This is a genomic window from Leifsonia poae (assembly GCF_020009625.1).
In the GTDB taxonomy this organism is placed as follows: domain Bacteria; phylum Actinomycetota; class Actinomycetes; order Actinomycetales; family Microbacteriaceae; genus Leifsonia; species Leifsonia poae_A.
Genome location: NZ_JAIHLP010000002.1, coordinates 203,237 through 224,216, shown reverse-complemented (window position 1 = coordinate 224,216; position 20,980 = coordinate 203,237). Strand labels below are relative to the sequence as shown.

Sequence of the window (20,980 nt, the reverse complement as noted above, 5' to 3'; positions counted from 1 at the left end):
GGCAGAATCGCTCCTGTGAGCCGACCAGCCTTCACCCGCTATGTCGCCCTCGGTGATTCGATCACCGAAGGGCTTTGCGACCCCGAGCCCACGCATCCGGGTGGCCTACTGGGATGGGCGGACCGCCTCGCCGTCATCCTCGACGGGGATGCGCGCCTCGGCGGGCACCCCTTCGAATTCGCGAACCTCGCGGTGCGCGGCCGGCGCATCGGCGATGTCGTCGGCAACCAGATACCACGTGCCCTCCGTCTCGGCCCAGACCTCGTCTCGGTGATGGTGGGCGGGAACGACCTGATGAGCCCGGCCGCCGACCCGGATGCGCTCGCCCACCGACTCGACACCGGCATCCGCTCACTGCGAGCCAGCGGAGCAACCGTGCTCCTCGCCAACCTCTTCGACCCTCAATTCGCCTTCTTCCTGAAACCGTTCCGGGGTCGCGCTGCGGTCTTCAACGCCAACATCTGGAGCATCGCGCGCGACAACGAAGCCATCGTGCTCGACGTGTGGGGGGTCCGCCAGTTCCAGGACGGCGCGATGTGGGCCACCGATCGGGTGCACCTCAGCAGTCGCGGCCACCGCCTCCTGGCCGCCCGCGCGGCACACACACTGGGCGTGCCCTACGCCGAGATCGCGGCGCGCAACACCGCGGAGACCCCACCCGCGCCGGCCCCGCCCCTCCCCTTGCGAACCTGGTTCCGGGTATACGCGATCCCGTGGGTCGGACGGAGACTGCGACACATCTCGGCCGGCGACGGGCTCGACGCGAAACAGCCGGTGCCCTGCCCGGTCGGAGCCCAGCACTAGACTTTTCGCATGGCTACCTCCTCGGATCGACTGGTCTGGATCGACTGCGAAATGACCGGGCTCGACCTCGAGGTCGACGAACTCGTCGAAATCGCGGTGGTGATCACCGATTTCGAGCTGAACGTGCTCGACCCCGGGCTCAGCATCGTGATCAAACCCGACGCCTCGGCGCTCGACAATATGAACGATTTCGTGCGTGATATGCACACCACCTCAGGTCTCATCGAAGAGATCCCCCACGGCAAGAGCCTCGCCGAAGCGGAGTACGAGGTGCTCGAATACGTTCTCAAATTCGCTCCCACCGCCCGCACGGCGCCCCTGGCCGGAAACACCATCGGCACCGATCGGATGTTCATCGCGAAATATATGCCGCGACTGGACAACCACCTGCACTACCGCAGTGTCGACGTCTCGTCCATCAAAGAGCTTTCCCGCCGCTGGTATCCGCGCATCTACTTCAACGCGCCCGAGAAGCACGGCGGACACCGCGCTCTGGCCGACATCCTCGAATCCGTCCGCGAGCTCGACTACTACCGCCGCGCCGCATTCGTCGGCGAGCCGGGGCCCACCACCGAGGCTGTGCAGACGGTCTCTGCAGACGTCGTGGCAAAATGGGCTCCGCAGATGTAATAGACTCGTTGAGTTGCCTTGCTCGAAGCACAATTCGAACGAGGACATGGTGGGTATAGCTCAGTTGGTAGAGCGCCTGGTTGTGGTCCAGGAGGTCGCGGGTTCAAGCCCCGTTACTCACCCCAAGGAAGTCATCGCCGCGAGGCATCAGCCGGCCGAATCGCCATCACGGTCTGGGTCAACGACCTTCTGAGCGTTCTCGTGCGCGCGCAGCGCAGCGGAGGCCCGTCGCCCCAGCTCCACGGCGGCGAGGGACCCCACCGCACCGGCGGCCACGGCGAAAAGACCACCGCGAACACCCCAGCGGCGCCGGCCGAAGGCCGAATCGATCGACAGCGGGCCGGGCCCGTCGACCGTCACTGCGGTGACGACCGCGATCAGCACCGTGTTGAACTCGAAGCCACCCTTGGAGTTCCAGAACCCGTTCTTCCAGTGCACCTTCCTCACCGCCGTCAGCATGGTCGCGATCAGACCCGCGGCCGCCACCGGAGTCACCGCACCTATCGCCAGCGCCGCACCGCCCAGTGTCTCGGTCAGGGCTGCTGCACGCGCCTGGAGCGGCGCCGGCTCCATATCGAGAGCCGACATCATCCGTTCAGTGCCGTCGAGCCCGGGCCCGCCGAATGCGCCGCGCAGTTTCTGAAGGCCGTGGCCGACGAACACGCCGCCCACCACGACACGGACAAGAAGACTCCCTGCTCCTGCTGTCATGCCCCGAACGTACGCCCACCCCGACGCCGATCGGAAGGGGCGCCGACTCTGTTTCGCCGGTCGCCCACACACGACCTTCCCAGGAGTTGTGCCCGATCTGTCCAGAAATCGCGTCTACGGTTGTCCGGTTGGCGGCACCGAATGCCGTCGTGACGCGAGCCCCGAGCATCTCCCACAACCCGGATGTCGCCGCCCGTCACAGCCACGGCCGTCGCCGGGCGCGTTCTGACCCCTGCGGTCGCCGGGCGCTCCCCTGCGGTCGGCCGAGGTTCCAGCCCGCCTGATCGCGCATCCCACCCGAGGGAGCCGATCCGTGCCCGCGCACGGCCGAAAGCCGTGCGGCTCGCAGACGGGGAAGCAAAGAACTCTGGAAGCGAATGCTCAAAACCCTTACCTCCATCCCCCTCGGCCACCTCGTCAAAGGCATGGCGGCCACTCTCCTCGCCGTCTCTCTGATCGGCCCCACTGTCGCCCAGCAACAGGACGCGAACGCCGCCGCCCAACGCTCGGAATCCGCCGCGAAGCACCGCGAGCAGCTCGCGATCCGCGAGGACATCCTGCGCGACCGGCTCGAAGCGACGGCGCAGACCACCCTGTCGAGCGCCACCACCATCGTGGCCGCGAACGCTGCGAAGGTCGACACGACGACGGCCAAAATCGCCATCGCGGCACTCGACCGGTACAAAGTGATGGCCGACTCCCAGTTGCGCACGAGCATCGACCGAACGGATGCTGCCGCCGCCGCAGTGACGACCGCGGCCGCGGCCGCCGATCGGGCGGCCGCGGCCGCGCGGGCCCTCGCGAATGCGAACACCCCCGACGGCGCGAAGAACACCGCGCGGAGCATCGCCGCCAGCCAGTATGGCTGGGACGACAGCCAGTTCCAGTGCCTGAGCAGCCTTTGGCAGAAGGAGTCGGGGTGGAACTACCAGGCCTACAACGCCGGGAGCGGCGCCACCGGCATCCCCCAAGCTCTGCCGGGCAGCAAAATGGCCTCGATCGGCTCGGATTGGCAGACGAACGCCACGACCCAGATCAAGTGGGGACTCGACTATGTCTCGCGCTCCTACGGCACGCCGTGCAGCGCCTGGTCGCACTCGGAGTCGGTGAACTGGTACTGATCCGCCGGTAAACTCGGCTCGTGACCACTCCCACGATCCAAGGCGCGCACCTCGTCGGCAGCGTGAACCTGCCCGACGCCGAAAGCGTCTTCCGCACTGTCAGCACCCACCTGGGCGACCGTCTTCGACGCCTGCCCGATGGTGAGGTCGGCGAGCGGTTCTACTGGATCCAGTTCCAGACGAATCGGTTCGACACCATGACCGGGCTCACCCGCATCCCGGTCGAACCGTTCTACATCCGGGGGATCTTCGACGGTCGTCCTTTCGTCATCGACGAAGGGACGACCGCCGACGACCTCGTCTTCCCGAACCTCGGGTACGCGGATGCGGCGCTCGCGTCGTATGCGACGTTCGAGAAGCTGCGGCGCGAAGGCGTGATCGCCCACGGCACCCGTTTCCAGGTCTCGCTGCCGACCCCGGCCGCGATCACAGGCGCGTTCGTCGTCGCCGACGATCGCGCAGCGTTCGAGCCCGCGTACGAGCGGGCCCTCTTCGGCGAGTTGCAGCGCATCCTCGACGGGATCCCGCACAGCGATCTCGCCGTGCAGTGGGACACCGCGGTCGAGTTCGCCCTGCTGGAGTCGGCCAATATACGCTCGACCCACGCGATCGTCCCCTGGTTCGACGATGTGCTCGGCGGGGTGGTGGAGCGGTCGATCCGACAGGCGTCCGTCGTGCCGAACGACGTCGAGGTCGGGTATCACCTCTGTTACGGCGATGTGGAGGAGGCCCACTTCGTTCAGCCGACCGACGCGGGCCACCTCGCCGCTGTGATCGCGGGAACGCTCTCCGGTTCGGCCCGGCCGATCACCTGGTTCCACCTTCCTGTGCCGATCGGACGCGACGACGAGGCCTACTTCGCTCCGCTGGGCACGCTGGCGATCCCTGCCGAGACCGAGATCTATCTCGGGCTGCTCCACCACCAGGACGGCGTCGACGGCGCGCGTCGCCGTGCCGAGGCCGCCGGGGTGGCCATCGCCCGGTTCGGTGTCGGTACCGAGTGCGGGTTCGGCCGCGGACCGAGCGAGAGGACCCCGACCCTTCTCGACCTGCACGCCGCCGTCGCCGAAGCCTGGTGACGGGCGTGCAGCTGCTCGACGCCGAGGCGTTCGAAGCTCTGGTCACCGACGAACTCGACGCGCTCCCGGACGAGATGGTCGACGGGCTCGACAACGTCGTCTTCGTCGTCGAAGACCGCCCGGAGGACGGTTCTCTCGACCTTCTCGGGCTCTACGACGGGGTCGCCCTCACCGAACGGGACAGTTACGGCTTCGGCGAGATGCCCGACCGCATCATCCTCTACCGCGAACCGTTGCTCGCCATCTGCGCGAACGAGGCCGAGCTCCGCGACGAGATCCACGTGACGCTCGTCCACGAGATCGCGCACTATTACGGGATCGACGACGATCGGCTGCACGAGCTCGGCTGGGCCTGAGCCCGGTCTCCCGGATGCCGGGCGGCGTCAGAGCGACTCGTCCTCGTGATCAGCCTCGACCGGGTCGCTGTCCGGCGCGTCGAACCGGAACTTGACGTACTTCTCGCCGCCGACCGTTCGCTCCTCGCCGGCCACATACCAGAACAGGGATTCGAGCCCTTCGACCGCGGCGACGGCGCCGATGCGCTCGTCGATCTTGCCATCGATCAGGATGCGCCGCTCGGTCGTTCCCGCCAGCGGCCCGTCCACGTATTCGACGATGTACTCGGTCTCGGACTGCTTCGCATCACTCATGGCACCACGTTAGTCCTGCCGGGCCCCGGCACGCCGCAGCGCCAGCGGCCAGGCGGTGACGTCGAGCACGAGGTCGGCATTGCGACGCGGGTCCTCCCGGTGCAGATACCGTTCGAAGTCGTGCTGCCACTGGTCCCAATGGGTTTCAAAGGCGAGACCGTCCCGGGCGAGGGCACGCCGTTTGCGGAGCTCGTCATCGGCATCCAGCCAGATGCGCAGATCGGCCGAATGTGCGTTGCCGCGTGCCAGCGTGCCACACCCTTCGACGATCAGGGGACGGTCGGGGCTCACGATCGACCAGTCCGCCGGCGAGCCCGTCACCCAGTCCCAACGCTGCCAGCGGCCGGGCTCCCCCGCCCGGAACGGTGCGAGCAGGTCGACGCCGAGTGCAGCGCTGGCAGCGTCGAGCCCACCCCACCCCGGATAGAGATCGTCCATCCGAACCAGGGTCGGCTCATTCGGGAAGGGGCCGTCGGCCACGAGCAGGTCGGCCAGCGAACTCTTGCCGGCACCGCTCGGCCCGTCGATGAGAACGATGGCGCTGCGATGACGGCCCGATTCGACGGCCGCCGTGACCGCGGCGCGGAGGCGCCGCTCATCGTCATGCTCCGACGATGACATTCCAGCTCCCCACCGTCATCGATACGCCGGCGGCGAGCACGGCGATCAGAAGAGCGACACCCACCGCTGCCCAGTCGCGACCTCGGAAGACCGATGGACGTGCCCAGGTGCGTGCGATCGGTGCACCGAATCCGCGCGCTTCCATGGCGGTGGCGAGCTTGGTCCCCCGCCGGATCGACAGCACGAACAGGGCGAACGCCTGGCCGAGCATCCGCCGCACCGCCCCTGCTTCGGCCACACCCCGTGCCCGGCGGGCCAGCGTGAGGGCGCGCCAGTCTTCGACGAAGAGTCCGACCAGGCGCAGACCGGCGAGACCACCGAGCACGAAACGCGCCGGCAGCCGCAGAACCTGGGCCAGCCCGTCGGCCAGGTCGGTCGGGTCGATCGTGATGAACAGGATCACGGCCGGCAGTCCGATCGCCAGGATGCGCAGTGTCGTCGCGATGGCCAGGGTGATCGAGCCGTCGCTCACTTCCACGAACCACCATTGCAGATGGACGGCTCCGGAGGTGCGCCCGTAGAGCACCGTCGTCATGCCCGCCAATGGCGCCGCGATCCAGATCGGGGCTGTGCGCAGCAGGACGATCCGGCCCGGCAGTCCGGCGAATGCCAGGAGCACGAGCTCCGCTGCCAGAGCGATGGCCGCCGAAACCCAGTCGATGGAGATCAGCAGTACGACGCTGATCAGCAGCGCGGCCCCCAGCTTGGCGACCGGATTCAGCTGGGCGAGCGGGCCCTGCCGCACCGGTGCGAGGATGCTCATCGACGCTCACCCCTGCCCGACTGCGCCGACTCCGTTTGCGCGCCGCCCGCGTCGCGCCCGTCGCCCAATCGGAGATCGACCGCTCCGATGGCGGAGACGAACTCCGCGTCGTGGGTGGCTGTCACGATCGCGTGTCCTTCGGATCGCAGCTCGCCGATCATCGCCACCAGTGCAGCCCAGGTCACCGCATCCTGCCCGAACGTCGGCTCGTCCAGCACGAGGAGGCGCGGCCGGGTAGCGAGGGCCGTCGCGACCGAGAGCCGGCGCTTCTGTCCGCCGGACAGCGTGAACGGATTCGCCTCGGCCAACTCGGCGAGGTCAAGGCGCTGCAACAGCTCATCGACCCGCTGCTCGACCTCGAGGGCCGACCGGTGCAGCGCCCGAGGGCCGACGGCCAGTTCGTCGCGGACCGTCGACGCCACGAACTGGTGTTCGGGATTCTGGAACACGCTGCCGATGCGGGTGAGCAGCTCCCGGGAACGCCAGGCCGACGGTTCCCGAGCGGCGGAGCCCGCGAGGGTCGGCTCCGCTCGCAGCGCTCCGCCGAGCGGCGGAAGAAGCCCCCCGATGGTCAGAGCGAGCGTCGACTTCCCTGTGCCGTTCGGGCCCGTCAACGCGACGGCAGCCCCCTCTGCAATGCTCAGGTCGATGCGGTGCGCCAGCGGCTGCGTCTCGTTCTTCCGGCGCCGGCGACGCCCCCGGGAGGCCGGACCACGACCGATCACCATCCCTTCGGCGGTCAGCAGCGGCGAACCGGGCACGCCGGGAGCCGCCGTCAGGATCGGTTCGTCCGGAAGCCAGACACCCGCGCGGCGCAGCTCGCCCGAGTTGTCGGCGAGCACCGCATCCGGATGACCGTCTGCCAGAACGCCTCCGTCGGCCGCCAACACCACCACCCGGTCGACCAGGTCGCGCCACACGCTCACCCGATGCTCGACCACGACCAGCGTCGCACCCGTCGACTCCACGACGGAGGCGACAGCGCGACGCACCTCGTCCACTCCGTCCGGATCGAGGTTGGCGGTCGGCTCATCCAGCAGGAGCAGGCCGGGTCGCATGGCAAGGAGGCCAGCCAGCGCGAGCCTCTGCTTCTGCCCCCCGGAGAGCGCCGCCGTCGGATGATCGAGCGGCACCGAGAGCCGAACCGCTTCCAGCGCCTGCCGAACCCGAGGCCAGATGTGCTCGCGCGGGATGCCGAGGTTCTCGCAGGCGAACGCCACGTCGTCGCCGACGCGCGCGAGGATGACCTGTGAGTCCGGATCCTGCAGGAGAAGCCCGCTCGCCCCCCGGGCGCTCTGCGGCTCCCTGCCGCCAACCGAGATGGTCCCGGAGGACTCTCCGTCGTCGTCGCCGCCGAGCACTCCGGCCAACGCGGCCAGGACCGTGCTCTTGCCGGCCCCGGATGCTCCGAGCAGTAACACTCGCTCGCCCGGTTCGATCGTCAGCGTCAGGTCGCTGACCGCCCACGCTTTGCGTCCGGCATAACGCCAGCCCCAGCCGCCGACCCGAACGGCGGCTGGGACCGACGGGTTCAGTCTGGCATCGATGACTACACCCGGCCCGTCGCCTCGCGGCCTGCCGCAAAACGACTGAGGGCCCCCGTTCGGGCCAGGGCCCGCACGAGAAGCCAGGAGAGCAGGCCCGCTACCACGATCCCGGAGACGGTCGTCGTGATCGCGTACGTGATCGCGAAACCGGCTTTCGCTCCCGGATACGAATAGAGCAGATCGAGAACCGACTCGGCGATCCCGGCCCCGGCGCCAGCGAGCAGCGCGACGAAGAGACGCCAGTTGGCGTAGAGGAAGAGGGCGAAGACGATCTCCACGCCGAGCCCTTGGACGAGACCCGAGACCAAGGTCATGATCCCCCACTGCGTGCCGATGAGAGCCGAGACGACGGCCGCGACGAGCTCGGTGAAGATCGCCGCACCGGGCTTGCGGATCACGAGTGCCCCGAGGACGCCGGCGAAAAGCCAGGGACCGTTCAGGATGCCCTGGAATCCGGGGAGCACCGCCTGCACCGGCGCCGAGATGGGACCGTACAGCTGGCCCCACGCCCAGAAGATGACCCCGCTCGCGACGGCGATGACGCTGGCGACGACGATGTCGACGACTCGCCAGCGGAGGATGCGCGCCGGGCGCGCCGTGGATGTTGCGATGGTTGCGTGCACTGTTCGTGCCCTTTCACTAGAGGAAAAGAGGGCACGGGATTGAGATGGTCTCCCTGCGCTGGCATGATCCAGATCAGGTTCAACGGTCGAAACTTGAGAAGTTTCCTCTCAGCCCGGCTCACCGGACTCCCGTGTTCGCATTCAGTGTAGCGGCTGCGCTACTTCTTCAGCGCCTTGATCACCCGAGCCCAGGCGTGGCCGGCCACCCACACGAACGGGATGCCGACAACGAGCAGGGTGATCAGGTTCGGACGGAAGCGCACGCCACGCTCGTCGCTGACATATGCGCCGAACGGAATGGCGACGCCACCACCACCGGCGCCGCCGGGCGCGTCCTCCCCTTCGGCGGCCGAACCGGCGCCGAAACCGTATTGCACGGCCGCGACCGGCACGATAGTCGTACCGTCGATCTCGACCGGCTCGCCGTAGACGGACTTGATGCCATTCGAGCTGATTGTTTCCGCGAGCTTGAGCGAGATGTTGGTCATGCAGCAACCGTACCCTCGCCCTCCCAGCCTCACCAGGGCATCCCCCAGGCCACGCACAGCGTTTGCGGCGAGTTCTCAGCGCTGGGCCGTGAATAATCGTGCGAGTGTCCCCCTCCCGTTCCCGCCGCCGCTCCCGCGGCATCGTGACCGGGCTTCTGGCGCTCGGCGTGGGGGCGCTGCTCCTCTGGCACGGTCTGCTTCCGAACATCGCCGGGTCGGCGTCGCTCTTCGAGACGTTCCTGCCCTGGCTCGGCGTGGTCATCCTGGTGCTCGGACTCGCAGCCCTCATCCGGCTCTCGCTGTTCGGCGCACTGTGCGTCGCCGCCGCCGCAGCGGCGTGGGCGTTCGTGTTCGTTCCTTCGCTCCTGCCCGGCATGCGGGCCGGCTCCCCCAGCCTCACCGTCGTCAGCGAGAACATCCACGCCGACAACGCCGCAGCGGCCGATATCGCGAAGGACATCGCCTCGCGGGAGCCGGATGTGATCGCCCTGCAGGAGCTCGACGCCACCTCGCGTGAGGCGGTGTCGGAGGTGCTCGACGCCGCGTATCCTCACAGCGAGATCGTCGGCACCGTCGGCGTGTGGAGCACGATCGCGATCACCGACCAGAAGCGGCTCGACCTCGGTCTCGGCTGGGACCGCGCCCTCTGGGTCGACCTGGACACCCCGGGCCTCCCCACGCGCCTCTACGCCGTGCACCTCGCCTCTGTGCGCCCCGGCCAGTACGAACAGCGCGACACCATGCTCGGCGAGCTGACGAAGACGCTCGAAGCCGACAGCTCTTCGCGCGTGGTCGTCGTCGGCGACTTCAACAGCGCCTCGACGGACCGCGAGTTCACCCCGCTGCTGTCGGTGGTGACCGAAGCCCCCGACAGCGACCTCGGATTCGGGTTCACCTGGCCGGCCGAGTTCCCCGTGGCGCGCCTCGATCACGCGCTGGTGCGCGGTCTCACCACCGTGTCGAGCACCGTGCTACCGGGCAACGGGAGCGATCACCGCGGAATCAGCGTGGGCCTGCGCTAGCGATCGGACTGGCTGCGCTGCGCGATGCGGGGCAGGCCGCGCCGTTCAGACCGAGCGGTCTTCGGCCAAGGCAAGCGCTCGGAGTGCACGAACAGTGCCATCCGACAGGCGACGGCTCGCTTCGGCGGCGGCCGGCGCATCCTGGCGTGCGATCGCCGTGAGAATCGCCGCGTGCTCATCGATATCCGCGCCGATCGGGCTCCTCGGCCCGGTGTCGAACCGCTCCAGTTCGCGCGCCGCACGGTCGAGAACCGGTGCGAAATGGTCGAACAGGTCGAGCAGCACGGCATTGCCGGAGGCCGCCACGATCGCCCGATGCAGGTCGAGGTCGGCTGTCACGAACTCCACCCCGCCGACAGCGCCCCGTTCGGTGCGCACCCGTTCGATTCGGGTCAGGCCGGCCAGCTGCTCCTCGGTACGGCGAAGCGCGGCGAGTCGGGCCGCCTCTGACTCGATCCCGCTCCGCGCTTCGAAGACCTCAGCGATATCGGCGCGGCTGAGCATCCGGCCCACTCCCGCAACGGGGTGCGCCGAGAGCACGAAGACGCCGTTCCCCTGCCGTGCTTCGACCTGACCGCGCGTGGCGAGGGTTCGCACCGCCTCACGCACGGTCGAACGGCCCACGCCGTATTCGCCGGCGAGCACGTTCTCCGACGGCAGACGGTCGCCCGGCGCCCATTCGGCCCCGGCCAACCGGGCAGACAGGTCGTGAGCGAGCTTTCCGACCAGCGATGACCGCTCCAGTTCACGTTGTGCCACGGTACCCACCTTCACGACTTGTCTGATGACCTGATTAATTCTATGCTGAATCCATCATGATCCGTCTCCCGCTGCTTCTCCTTCGTCGCCACGACGAGCGTTAGCCGAGACCGGGCGCCGTCGTGGAGGCTTCGCGACGGTCGCCGAACTCGACTCGAGAGACACTGGACATGACGACCAACACTCCTACCCTCAGCTCTGACGCCCCCTTCACCAGCGCCGATCCAGCGACCCGCAGCTGGAACCCACAACGCGCCAGCGGGATGCCGTACCGCAAGTACGCCGCCCCGCACGACCGGGTGCAGCTGCCCGAGCTCGTCGATCGGCGCTGGCCGAACGCGCGGCTCACCGAGGCGCCGCTCTGGGTGCCGGTCGACCTGCGCGACGGCAACCAGGCGTTGGCCGACCCGATGGACGGCGCCCGCAAGCGACGCCTCTTCGAACTCTACGTGCGGATGGGCTACAAGGAGATCGAGGTCGGCTACCCGTCGGCGAGCACCACCGACTTCGATTTCGTGCGGAGCCTGGCGACCAGCGATCTCGTACCCGACGATGTCACCGTGGTGGTGTTCACGGCAGCCCGGGCCGACCTCATCGCGAGAACCGTCGAGTCGGTGCGCGGCCTCCGCAACGTCGTACTCCACGTCTACATCGCCACGGCACCGCTCTGGCGCGACATCGTGCTCTCGCGAGGTCGCGCCGAGCTCGCCGGAACCGTTCGGGCCGCGGCAGCCGACATGCTGCGCGGCGCAGACACGCTCACCGGAACACACACGAGATTCCAGTTCTCACCCGAAGTGTTCAACCTCACGGAGTCGGAGTTCGTGCTGGAGCTCTGCAACGACCTCACCGCGTTCTGGGATGCGTCACCCGACAGGCCGGTGACACACAACCTGCCTGCCACACTCGAGATCGGAACGCCCAACCTCTACGCCGACCAGATCGAGTTCACGAGCCGTCTGCTCGACCGACGCGGCAGCGTCATCCTGTCGATCCACCCGCACAACGACCGCGGCACCGGCGTCGCGGCCGCGGAGCTCGCCCTGCTGGCCGGAGCACAGCGGGTGGAAGGATGCGTCTTCGGCAACGGCGAACGAACCGGCAATGTCGACATCGCGACGCTCGCCCTCAACCTCTACTCCCAGGGCATCGACCCCGGAATCGACTTCTCCGACATCGACGCGGTGCGGGAGACCGTGGAGTTCTGCACACGCATCCCCGTTCATCCGCGCCACCCCTATGTGGGCGAACTCGCGTACACGGCCTTCTCGGGCACCCATCAGGATGCGATCGGGAAGGGGTTCGCGGCGCGCACCCGCGAACTCGTCACGGCCGATTCTCTGACCCACCCCTGGCGCGTGCCGTATCTGCACATCGACCCGAAAGATGTCGGGCGCGACTACGAGGCGGTCGTTCGGGTGAACTCGCAGTCCGGCAAGGGTGGGATCGCATATGTGCTCCAGACCGATCACGGCATCGAGCTCCCCCGCGCGGTCCGGATCGACTTCGCCGCGACGGTGCAGGAGGCGACCGAGCGGAACGGTGCCGAGATCACGAGCGCCGAGCTGTGGGAGCTGTTCGACCGGACCTATCTGACCGGCGCGACCCCCTCCTCACTCGGCGACGAGCCGACCGCCATCGGCACAGCCGACCGGGTGATCGCCGCAGCGGCCGACGCTGTCGTCGACGAGGAGCGCTCCGTCACCTCCTCTGGACGCATCTGCGTGTTCACACTCGTCCGGACGGGCACCGGTGATCGCTGGAGCGCCGGCATCGACTCGGACCCGGCCGTCGCCCGCCGTCGAGCCATCGCCGTGGCGCTCAGTCGCTGATCCACCGAGGATTGCGGCCGTCGGCACCGGCCTCATCGGCCTCGCGTTGCGGTCTCACCAACGACGCGGGGCCGATCATTCCCCGGCCGAAACGGGCGCTCACGGCATCGAGAGTGCGTTCGGTTTCGCGCCACTCCTCGTCCGGATCCCAGAGGGAGAGACTCCCGCCGCCCGCGTCGACGAGTTGTTCGAGACGCACTCCGATCAGCCGGATGGGCGTGCGGCCCAGCTCGAGCCCCTCGTACACCTGCCAGGCCTCTTCGAAGATGCGTCGCCCGACGTTCGTGGGCTCGGCGAGCGTGCGGGAGCGGGTGACCGTGCGGAAGTCTGAGAACCGGAGTTTCAGCGCGACCGTGCGCCCCACCAGGCCCGAGCCCCGCAGGCGCGCGCCCACCTGGTTCGCGAGGCGAAGCAGCTCGCGTCGGAGTCGGTCGGGGTCGGCCACGTCGACGTCGAAGGTCATCTCGTGGCCGATGCTCTTCTCCCGGCTCTCCGGGGTGACGCTGCGCGCATCCCGGCCGTGGGCGAGCTCGTGCAATTTGAGTCCGGCGGCGACGCCGACCGTCTTCTGCAACACCGCGAGCGGAGTGTCGGCCAGGTCGCCGACGGTTCTCAGCCCGAGCCGCTGCAAGGATTCCTGGGTGCTCGCCCCGACACCCCAGAGCGCTCCGACCGGAAGCGGACGCAGATAGCCGATAGCCTCGGCCTCCGGGATCACCAGCACACCGTCGGGCTTCGCCCGCCCGGAGGCGAGCTTGGCGACGAACTTGGTGGAGGCGGCCCCCACCGAGCACGTCAGGCCGGTCTCGTCGAAGACACGCGAGCGGATGAGGTCGGCGATGCGACGCGGCGAGCCGAGCAATCGTCGCGCGCCCGCCACATCGAGGAACGCCTCGTCGATGCTGAGCGGTTCGACGAGCGGCGTCACCTCGGAGAAGATGCGCATGACCTTCTGCGAGTACTCGCGGTACTTGTGCATATGCGGCGGAAGGATGATCACCTGCGGGCACAGCCGCAAAGCCTGAGAGACGGGCATCGCCGACCGCACGCCGAACCGACGCGCTTCGTAGGTGGCGCTCGTGACGACCGAACGTGGCCCCGGGTGCCCGACGAGCGCCGGCTTTCCGCGCAGCTCGGGATGGTCGAGCAGTTCAACCGCAGCGAAGAACGCGTCCATGTCGACGTGCAGGATGGTGGCCGTGGCGTCGTCGACGGACGCCGCCGTCACCCGCCGATCGCTGCCATCCGTTCGTCCCACTCACACAGCTTGCCACGCTCCCCCGACAACGGGTTCGCGGGGCCGCTCCGGCAGGGATACCGTGAAACCATGGAATTCAGATACCTCGGAAACAGCGGACTCAAGATCTCGGAGATCATCTACGGCAATTGGCTCACCCACGGGTCGCAGGTGGAGAACGACATCGCCGCCCAGTGCGTGCGCGCCGCCCTCGATGCGGGCATCACCACGTTCGACACAGCCGACGCCTATGCCAACACCGCGGCCGAGCGGGTGCTCGGGATGCGCTGCGCGGCCAGCGCCGCGCCTCGCTCGAGATCTTCACGAAGGTCTATTGGCCCACCGGGCCGAAGGAGCACAACGATGTCGGGCTCTCGCGCAAGCACATTCTCGAGTCGATCGACGGCTCGCTCGAACGGCTCGGCACCGACTACGTCGACCTCTACCAGGCCCACCGCTACGACGTCGAGACCCCCCTGGAGGAGACCATGCAGGCCTTCGCCGATGTCGTCCGTGCCGGCAAGGCGCTCTACATCGGTGTCTCCGAGTGGAACGCCGACCAGCTGCGCGCCGGTCACGCCCTCGCCGAAGAACTGGGCTTTCAGCTCATCTCCAACCAGCCGCAGTACTCGATGCTGTGGCGCGTGATCGAGAAGCAGGTCGTTCCCGCCTCAGCCTCGCTCGGCATCTCCCAGATCGTCTGGTCGCCGGTGGCCCAGGGTGTGCTCACCGGGAAGTACCAGCCGGGCGCAGCGGCACCGGCTGGGAGCCGGGCGGCCGATGACAAGGGCGGCGCGAGCGCCATCAAGGGCTTCTTGCGCGACGAGGTCCTCACAGCCGTACAGAATCTGCGCCCGATCGCCGACGAACTCGGCATCACCATGGCGCAGCTCGCCGTGGCGTGGGTGCTTCAGAACCCCAACGTCGCGGGCGCGATCGTCGGCGCATCCCGCCCCGAGCAGGTGGCATCGAATGCCGAGGCCGCCGGCATCCGCCTCACGGCGGAGACGCTGGCACGCATCGACGAGGCCGTCGGCGATGTGGCCGAGACCGACCCCGCTCACACGGTGTCGCCGGACCGCCGCCCCGCCTGACGGGTCAGACGAGAGCGGCGACCACGGGCGTGAACCAGCGGCGGAACGCGCCCGGGTCGTCGCGCAGCGAGGTGCTCACGATGACGGTGTGCGGTGCGACGATCCACGCTCCTGATGCGACGAGCGGCAGCACATAGAGGTCGAGCCGGAAGTAGCCGGCTTGACGGCGCAGCTCATGCTCCCGGTCGCGCACGACATCGACGATGTCGGCTGCTCGGCGCGCATGCTGTTCCACACTCGTGCGCGCATATTCGGCGTGCCGTTCGCGCGCCCAGCCTGCCGCTGCGTCGTAGTGTGCCATCACGAGGTCCTGCAGTTCGATCGCGCGATCGAAGGCCTCGAAATGCGGGGGCCGGAGCAGGCTCTCCATCGGCCGGTGCTCGCGGTCGACAGCCAGCTCGAACCAGGCGAGCCACTGTTCGGCGAGGGCGCTCCTGGGCGGCTCCGTTCCCACCGGGTGCGCCGGATTCGGCTCTGGATGCGCCGGATTCGGCTCTGGGCGCGCCCCGGCCGCCGGCACTCCACCCGGAGCGCCGTGGAACACGGGCACGACTGCCGGAGACAGGGGCGGGATGACCGGTGACCCTATCCCGCCCAGCCGACCGAGGTCCCGCAGGGCGAGCGCCATCAGCAGGTCCCAGGGACAGTCCTCGGTGACCTGCCATCGAAGGGTCCCCTCGACGAACATGCCGTCATTGTATGAGCGTTCCCCCGCCGTGAACAGGGGGCCGACGAAAGCAGACGACCCGCCCTCCGGAAGCCTTCGGATGGGCGGGTCGTCTGACGGCGATCGTCAGCGGGGCAACAGCTCCCGCTCGCGACCGTCGCCCCCGTCGGAGCCATCCGCCGTGTCGGGCGTCGTGCTCTCGAGGTCGGTGTCGGTGTCGTCGGTGTCGGTGTCGTTGGTGTCGGTGCCGTCGGCCGCGGCCAGAGCCCTGGACGGCGATCCGTCGGACTCCAGATTCGTCGGAACGGCATCCCGCTCGATGGTCGTGGCGAGCGGCTTCTCCTTGACGAAGCAGAGCACGACGACGGCGACGAGCACCAGCGGCACCATGTAGAGGAACACCGGGGTCAGCGCGTCGTTGTACGCACCGACGATGATGTCGCGCACCGGGGCCGGGAGCCCTTTTACCAGTGCTGGGGTGAACGAATTCGAGCCGCCGGCGGAGGCGGTGGCTCCGGCCGGCATGCGGGCCGCGAGCAGATCGGTCAGCTTCGCGACGAACAGGCTGCCGACGATCGCGGAGCCGATCGAGGCGCCGATCTGACGGAAGTAGTTGTTCGATGCGGTCGCCGTTCCGACCTTCGAGACCGGGAACGAGTTCTGCACGATGAGAACGAGGATCTGCATCGACGCACCCAGCCCGATGCCCATGATGGCGAGGTAGGTGCACATCAGCCAGATCGGAAGAGACGGCGTCATCGTGGAGAGCAGCAGCAGCGAGACGGCGACGACCGCGGTGCCCGCGATGGGGAGCCACTTGTAGCGCCCGGTTCTGCTCACCAGCTGACCGGTGACGATCGAGACCACCAGCAGTGCGGCCATCATCGGGATCATCAGCAGGCCGGCCTGCGTGGCGTTCACCCCGGTGACCATCTGCAGGTAGGTCGGCAGGTAGGCCAGGGCGCCGAACATGGCGACGCCGATGATGAGACCCGCAACGGTCGTCAGGTTGAAGTTGCGATCCTTGAACAGCGCGAGCGGCATGACCGGCTCCGCGGCCCGGCGCTCGACCAGCACGAAGGCGATCGCCGTGACGACGGTTCCGACGATGAGCGAGAGGATGACCGGAGAATCCCAGTCGTAGGTTGTGCCACCCCAGGTCGTGACGAGCACGAGGCAGGTGGAGGCGATCGCCAGCAGGCCCATTCCGGCCCAGTCGAGGCGCGGCCGACCGGCGGTGTTCTTCGGAAGGCGCAGGAAGGCGGCCGCCGAGATGATGGCGAGGATGCCGAGCGGGATGTTCATCCAGAGACCCCAGCGCCAGCCGATGACATCGGTGAACCAACCGCCGAGCAACGGACCGGCCACGGAGGAGAGGGCGAAGACTCCCCCCATGATGCCCATGTACCGACCGCGCTCACGCGCCGGGACGACGTCGGCGATGATCGCCTGCGACAGGATCATCAGGCCGCCGCCGCCGAGGCCCTGAACGGCACGGCCGATGATCAGCCAGGTCATGTCTCCGGCGAAACCGCCGATGATCGACCCGAGGATGAAGACGGTGATGGCGCCGATGAACAGCCCCTTGCGGCCGATCAGGTCGCCGAGCTTGCCGTACACCGGGAGCATGATCGTGGAGGCGAGGATGTAGGCCGTCGTCACCCAGAGCATGTGGTCGACGCCGTGCAGCTCACCGACGATCGTCGGAAGAGCCGTGCTGAAGATCGTCTGGTCCAGCGACGCGAGGAGCATCGTGACCATGAGTCCTGCGAACACGAGCAGGACTGTGCGCTTCTGCGGAGACCCGGTGGGCGTGGAGCCCGCCTTCTCCGCCGGTGCAGTGGTTGTCATCAGAGTATTTCGATTGCCTTTCTGGCGAGCTCGACGGCCCGTCTACAGAGTTCTTCCGAGGTGCGCTCGTCGCCTGCTGCCACCCAGTCTTTGACGGCGACGCGCACAGCGCCCCCGCAGAGGGTGAGAAGGATCTCGGCGATGGCGCGGCGTTCGTCGGCGCTACGACCGGACGCGGCCGAATCGTGGGAGACGAGGCTGGTGGCCGCGGCGGTGAGCTGCTCCCCCATCCGCGTCATCTGCGCGAATTGACGCCCGAGCAGATTGGGGTGCTGCTTGATGAGGTGCATGCGCGCCTGGTGCAACTCGGTGTCGGCGATCGCCGGCCCCATGGCGTGCAGGAGCAGAGCGCTCACCTGCGTCAGCAGGGGTTGGTCGCCGAAGCGGACCAGATGCGCCGCGACCATCTCGTCGTCGAGCGGAACATCCCGGACGCCGAGAACGGCGTCTTCCTTGCTGTCGAAGTAGTTGAAGAAGGTGCGCGGCGATACGGGGATCGACGCGCAGATGGCGTCGACCGTGGCGTTCTCGAGCCCGACCTCCTGCGCGAGGCGGACGGCCGCAGCCTCGAGCTGGGCGCGCGTCTCTAGGCGCTTGCGCTCACGCAGTCCGACGATCTCCGAAATCATGATTCCATTGTTGCGCTGTCTGTAACTTTGCGCAACTGCAACAATTCACAAGTGCATGATTCTCGGTGAGCTTTCAGGCTCGGGTATCGAGCTCCTCCAGTATCCGAAGCACGGTTCGCCAGTTCCGCCCCGTCATGACCCCTCCCAGCCCCCGCCAGAAGGCCGGTTTCAGTTGCGACTTCGACACCCCGAGAGGGCACCACTGATACACGGCGCGGCGGCCGAGCTGCACCACCTCTGGCGCGAGCCCATCGGCCGACGGCGCGGCCAGCTCGTCTGAGATCTCACCACCGACGAAAGTGACGACCAGCTTCGAAAAGTCGTCGGCCACCCCCAGCAAAGGATTCTCCGCCGCGATCCGACGGAACTCCCCCTCCTCGAGCAGCAGCACGCGCGCACTCACTCCCGACCGACGCGCCAGGCCGGCCTCGACCCGAGAGGCGACAAGCGCATCAAGGGGCTGAGCGATGTCGAAAACCACGTTCCCGCTTTGCAGAAGCGTCGTGACCGCTCCCAGCCCTGCCCCCTCGAACGCGGCGACGAGATCCGTTTTGGAGACCTTAGTCGAGGCGCCGACGTTGATCCCGCGGACCAGCCCGACGCCGTGGGAGTCAGTCATCGATCGGATCCGCGACCACGAGAAGCGCCTGCTCGATGCTCGCCTGCTCGAACGGACCGCGCCCATCACGCCGGTACTGCGGGTGCGAGAAGGAGACGAGCCAGTTCGTCGTCGGGCCGGCCGGCAGATTCACGCTGCGGAGACTCGCCGAGCCGGAGGACACGATGACGCCTGTCGGCTCCCCCACCCAGTCGTCGCCGGTGGGCACGACCGGCTCGGCCACGTACACCTGCACGCCGACGCCGAATCCGGGGGCCGACGCGGGCTTCTCACTGCGATTCCACATGCCACAAGCATCGCATTCTGCACTCGTCGCGGCTCAATGCGACGGCGACGGCTCGATCCGGCCGGCCGGAGCGTTCCGCTCGGGATCGAGCAGGCGCCGAAGCACCGATCGCTCCACGACGGTCCACGTCGTGGAGGTGAGGATGTACACCGCGGCGGCCAACGGCACGAAAGCCGCGAACACAACGGTGATGTACGGCAGGAACGACAGCACCCGCACGAGACCGCCCGGCGCCGCCTGGCCGGCCGGCTGCGGGAGGGCGAGCACCTTGCGTGAGACGGTCGTCACCGTTGCGATCAAAGCCAGAACGACCAGGAAGACGAGCATCCCCGGCCAGACGGCATCACCGGCACCGCTGAGCCCGACGAAGCTCGTACCCAGGGGTGCACCGAACGCATGCTCGGTGAGCAGTGAGTTCGTGTGCCCGGCGATGGTCGTGTGCGTGAAGACCGCGTACACCAGGGAGATCACCGGGATCTGCAGAAGCAGCGGCAGCATCCCCGCGAACGGTGAGGCCTTCTCTGCCTGGTAGAGCTCCATCGACGTGCGGGTGAGGGTCTCCCGATCTTTGCCGTGTTTGCGCTGGAGCTCAGCGAGTTTCGGTGCGAGGCGCCGGCGGGTGTATTCGGCGCGCACCTGGCTTCTCCCGACAGGGAGGAGCACGATACGCACGAGCATGGTGAGCATGACGACGGCCGCCAGGCCGCTCGCCGTTCCGGCGATCGGGGCGATCGTCGTCGAAATACCGGTGACGAGGTTGTACGCCCCGTCGAGGACGGCCGCAATCGGGCCGAAGGAAAAGAGGTCCATGAAGAGTCCCTGCTGTCGAACGGAAAGGTGGTGTCCGTCTGACCGCGTGCAACAGAGAGCGACTGCTCCCGCTACGCGATCGGCAGGGAGAGACCCGGGGCTCGGGGCCGCGGGCGCCCGGCGGCGTCCGGATCCGATTGACGGAGCAGTTCACCGCGATCGGCGGGCTCGAGAGGATGCTCGAGATGCGCACGCACCTGCAACGACGCGGTGATCGCAACGATCGAGTTCACCTCGGCTGCTGCCATCGCTCCCACGAGCCCGATGGCGCCCACCATGCCGACGAGGGCGATGACGCTCGCCGGGTTGGATGTGCTCCACACCGTTTCGAGCGACGACGCGAAAAGGCGTCCGAGAAGCTCGATGAACGGGATCATGGTGACGACGCTAACAAATTTCGGCCGATCCGTCTGGATGTGTTCGCCGTCGGCGCATAGACGGCCCAAGGTCCATGATGGAGTCATGACTCGTGTTGCTATCGTCGGTGCCCACGGAAAGATCGCACAGCAACTGATGCGCGTACTCTACGACCGGGGCGACGACTTCGTCGGGATCGTCCGCGGCGAGGATCATGGCGACGACGTCTACCGTCTCGGCGGAGAAGGCGCCCTCGTCGACATCGAGAGTGCCTCGCCCGAGCAGCTCGCCGCCACGTTCGCCGGCTGCGATGTCGTCGTGTTCAGCGCCGGCGCGGGAGCCGGCTCCGGTGTCGAGCGCAAACGCACGGTCGATTACGGCGGTTCGGTGAAGTCGATGCAGGCCGCGGTGCTCGCGGGTGTGCGCCGATTCATCCAGGTGTCCGCCTGGGGCGTCGACACCCCGCTGCCCGCCGACACGGAGCCCGTGTGGGCCGCGTATGTCGAAGCCAAACGGGATGCGGATGCCGTGCTGCGGCAGTCGGGCCTTGACTGGACGATCCTCCGGCCGGGCGGGCTCACCTTCGATGAGGGCACGGGCCGGATCACCCTCGGCGAGAGCGTGCCCCGCGGTACCATCGCCCGGGAAGACGTCGCCACCCTCATCGCCGCGTGCATCGACGAACCGGGCACGATCGGTCGCGTCTGGGAAGTCGTCGGCGGCGACACCCCGGTGGCGGAGGCGGTGCGTTCGCTGGTCGCCTCCGCGTAGGCTGCTTTT

At 68.0% G+C, this 20,980-nt stretch carries 24 protein-coding genes, 1 tRNA gene, 1 pseudogene and 1 riboswitch; of the genes and pseudogenes, 10 read left to right on the top strand and 16 right to left on the bottom strand.

What is annotated here, in order from left to right:
- Nucleotides 1–15 precede the first annotated feature (15 nt).
- The 3 genes from K5L49_RS01740 (at nucleotide 16) to K5L49_RS01730 (ending at nucleotide 1,559) form a co-directional block, all read left to right on the top strand.
- On the top strand, nucleotides 16–804 hold the full coding sequence (locus K5L49_RS01740; RefSeq protein ID WP_223690315.1) for an SGNH/GDSL hydrolase family protein: 789 nt from the start codon (nucleotides 16–18) through the stop codon (nucleotides 802–804).
- A 9-nt stretch (nucleotides 805–813) separates the two neighbouring features.
- On the top strand, nucleotides 814–1,434 hold the full coding sequence (gene orn, locus K5L49_RS01735) for an oligoribonuclease (protein ID WP_223690314.1): 621 nt from the start codon (nucleotides 814–816) through the stop codon (nucleotides 1,432–1,434).
- Nucleotides 1,435–1,483: 49 nt separating this feature from the next.
- A tRNA-His gene (locus K5L49_RS01730) sits at nucleotides 1,484–1,559 on the top strand.
- Nucleotides 1,560–1,581: 22 nt separating this feature from the next.
- On the opposite strand, the gene K5L49_RS01725 is transcribed toward K5L49_RS01730, so the two are convergent.
- Complete coding sequence (locus K5L49_RS01725; RefSeq protein WP_223690313.1) at nucleotides 1,582–2,145, bottom strand: DoxX family protein; 564 nt, start codon at nucleotides 2,143–2,145, stop codon at nucleotides 1,582–1,584.
- Nucleotides 2,146–2,522: 377 nt separating this feature from the next.
- On the opposite strand from K5L49_RS01725, the gene K5L49_RS01720 reads away from it, so the two are divergent.
- The 3 genes from K5L49_RS01720 (at nucleotide 2,523) to K5L49_RS01710 (ending at nucleotide 4,701) form a co-directional block, all read left to right on the top strand.
- Nucleotides 2,523–3,266: a hypothetical protein gene (locus tag K5L49_RS01720; protein WP_223690312.1), complete on the top strand. Its 744-nt coding sequence runs from the start codon at nucleotides 2,523–2,525 to the stop codon at nucleotides 3,264–3,266.
- A 20-nt stretch (nucleotides 3,267–3,286) separates the two neighbouring features.
- A complete protein-coding gene (locus K5L49_RS01715; protein ID WP_223690311.1) occupies nucleotides 3,287–4,345 on the top strand; it encodes a hypothetical protein in 1,059 nt (352 codons plus the stop codon).
- Nucleotides 4,346–4,419: 74 nt separating this feature from the next.
- A complete protein-coding gene (locus K5L49_RS01710) occupies nucleotides 4,420–4,701 on the top strand; it encodes a metallopeptidase family protein (RefSeq protein ID WP_263298956.1) in 282 nt (93 codons plus the stop codon).
- Nucleotides 4,702–4,728: 27 nt separating this feature from the next.
- Here the strand turns inward: K5L49_RS01710 and K5L49_RS01705 are convergent, their stop codons facing one another.
- From K5L49_RS01705 to K5L49_RS01680, 6 genes are all read right to left on the bottom strand, one after another.
- Nucleotides 4,729–4,995, bottom strand: coding sequence for a hypothetical protein (locus K5L49_RS01705; RefSeq protein WP_223690310.1), 267 nt, complete (start codon nucleotides 4,993–4,995; stop codon nucleotides 4,729–4,731).
- Between the two features lie 9 nt (nucleotides 4,996–5,004).
- The gene (locus K5L49_RS01700) at nucleotides 5,005–5,616 is read right to left on the bottom strand and encodes an ATP-binding protein (RefSeq protein WP_223690309.1); all 612 of its coding nucleotides are present in this window, start codon (nucleotides 5,614–5,616) and stop codon (nucleotides 5,005–5,007) included.
- A complete protein-coding gene (locus K5L49_RS01695; RefSeq protein WP_223690308.1) occupies nucleotides 5,597–6,379 on the bottom strand; it encodes an energy-coupling factor transporter transmembrane component T family protein in 783 nt (260 codons plus the stop codon). The genes K5L49_RS01700 and K5L49_RS01695 overlap by 20 nt, the downstream gene beginning before the upstream one ends.
- Nucleotides 6,376–7,926 (bottom strand): ABC transporter ATP-binding protein, encoded by a 1,551-nt coding sequence (locus K5L49_RS01690; RefSeq protein ID WP_223695217.1) that lies wholly within the window; start codon nucleotides 7,924–7,926, stop codon nucleotides 6,376–6,378. The genes K5L49_RS01695 and K5L49_RS01690 overlap by 4 nt, the downstream gene beginning before the upstream one ends.
- A gap of 2 nt (nucleotides 7,927–7,928) precedes the next feature.
- On the bottom strand, nucleotides 7,929–8,549 hold the full coding sequence (locus K5L49_RS01685) for an ECF transporter S component (protein ID WP_223690307.1): 621 nt from the start codon (nucleotides 8,547–8,549) through the stop codon (nucleotides 7,929–7,931).
- Nucleotides 8,550–8,582: 33 nt separating this feature from the next.
- Nucleotides 8,583–8,692: riboswitch (TPP riboswitch) on the bottom strand.
- Nucleotides 8,693–8,707: 15 nt separating this feature from the next.
- Nucleotides 8,708–9,037, bottom strand: a complete 330-nt coding sequence (locus tag K5L49_RS01680; RefSeq protein WP_223690306.1) for a spore germination protein GerW family protein — start codon at nucleotides 9,035–9,037, stop codon at nucleotides 8,708–8,710.
- A 104-nt stretch (nucleotides 9,038–9,141) separates the two neighbouring features.
- Here K5L49_RS01680 and K5L49_RS01675 point away from each other — a divergent pair, with 104 nt between their 5' ends.
- Entirely contained in the window at nucleotides 9,142–10,059 is a 918-nt protein-coding gene (locus tag K5L49_RS01675) for an endonuclease/exonuclease/phosphatase family protein (protein WP_223690305.1), read from the top strand.
- Nucleotides 10,060–10,104: 45 nt separating this feature from the next.
- Here the strand turns inward: K5L49_RS01675 and K5L49_RS01670 are convergent, their stop codons facing one another.
- On the bottom strand, nucleotides 10,105–10,818 hold the full coding sequence (locus K5L49_RS01670; protein WP_223690304.1) for a FadR/GntR family transcriptional regulator: 714 nt from the start codon (nucleotides 10,816–10,818) through the stop codon (nucleotides 10,105–10,107).
- Between the two features lie 170 nt (nucleotides 10,819–10,988).
- Here K5L49_RS01670 and K5L49_RS01665 point away from each other — a divergent pair, with 170 nt between their 5' ends.
- Complete coding sequence (locus K5L49_RS01665; RefSeq protein ID WP_223690303.1) at nucleotides 10,989–12,650, top strand: 2-isopropylmalate synthase; 1,662 nt, start codon at nucleotides 10,989–10,991, stop codon at nucleotides 12,648–12,650.
- Here the strand turns inward: K5L49_RS01665 and dinB are convergent.
- Nucleotides 12,640–13,908, bottom strand: a complete 1,269-nt coding sequence (gene dinB / locus K5L49_RS01660) for a DNA polymerase IV (protein ID WP_223690302.1) — start codon at nucleotides 13,906–13,908, stop codon at nucleotides 12,640–12,642. The genes K5L49_RS01665 and dinB overlap by 11 nt on opposite strands.
- A 69-nt stretch (nucleotides 13,909–13,977) precedes the next feature.
- Here dinB and K5L49_RS01655 point away from each other — a divergent pair.
- Nucleotides 13,978–14,981, top strand: a pseudogene (locus K5L49_RS01655) (aldo/keto reductase family protein).
- A 4-nt stretch (nucleotides 14,982–14,985) separates the two neighbouring features.
- On the opposite strand, the gene K5L49_RS01650 reads toward K5L49_RS01655, so the two are convergent.
- From K5L49_RS01650 to K5L49_RS01620, 7 genes are all read right to left on the bottom strand, one after another.
- Nucleotides 14,986–15,669, bottom strand: a complete 684-nt coding sequence (locus tag K5L49_RS01650) for a hypothetical protein (protein ID WP_223690301.1) — start codon at nucleotides 15,667–15,669, stop codon at nucleotides 14,986–14,988.
- 105 nt (nucleotides 15,670–15,774) lie between these two features.
- Nucleotides 15,775–17,499 (bottom strand): MDR family MFS transporter, encoded by a 1,725-nt coding sequence (locus tag K5L49_RS01645; protein ID WP_223690300.1) that lies wholly within the window; start codon nucleotides 17,497–17,499, stop codon nucleotides 15,775–15,777.
- Nucleotides 17,499–18,128 carry a TetR/AcrR family transcriptional regulator gene (locus K5L49_RS01640; protein ID WP_223690299.1) on the bottom strand — a complete coding sequence of 210 codons (630 nt, stop codon included), beginning with the start codon at nucleotides 18,126–18,128 and terminating at the stop codon, nucleotides 17,499–17,501. Before K5L49_RS01640 ends, K5L49_RS01645 begins: the two co-directional genes overlap by 1 nt.
- A gap of 73 nt (nucleotides 18,129–18,201) precedes the next feature.
- Entirely contained in the window at nucleotides 18,202–18,747 is a 546-nt protein-coding gene (locus tag K5L49_RS01635; RefSeq protein ID WP_223690298.1) for a DUF1697 domain-containing protein, read from the bottom strand.
- On the bottom strand, nucleotides 18,740–19,033 hold the full coding sequence (locus tag K5L49_RS01630) for a hypothetical protein (RefSeq protein ID WP_223690297.1): 294 nt from the start codon (nucleotides 19,031–19,033) through the stop codon (nucleotides 18,740–18,742). The genes K5L49_RS01635 and K5L49_RS01630 overlap by 8 nt, the downstream gene beginning before the upstream one ends.
- Nucleotides 19,034–19,066: 33 nt before the next feature.
- Complete coding sequence (locus tag K5L49_RS01625; protein ID WP_223690296.1) at nucleotides 19,067–19,843, bottom strand: YidC/Oxa1 family membrane protein insertase; 777 nt, start codon at nucleotides 19,841–19,843, stop codon at nucleotides 19,067–19,069.
- A gap of 71 nt (nucleotides 19,844–19,914) precedes the next feature.
- Complete coding sequence (locus K5L49_RS01620; RefSeq protein WP_223690295.1) at nucleotides 19,915–20,220, bottom strand: DUF6412 domain-containing protein; 306 nt, start codon at nucleotides 20,218–20,220, stop codon at nucleotides 19,915–19,917.
- A gap of 85 nt (nucleotides 20,221–20,305) precedes the next feature.
- Between K5L49_RS01620 and K5L49_RS01615 the strand changes: the two genes are divergently transcribed.
- Entirely contained in the window at nucleotides 20,306–20,971 is a 666-nt protein-coding gene (locus tag K5L49_RS01615; protein ID WP_223690294.1) for an SDR family oxidoreductase, read from the top strand.
- Nucleotides 20,972–20,980: the final 9 nt, after the last annotated feature.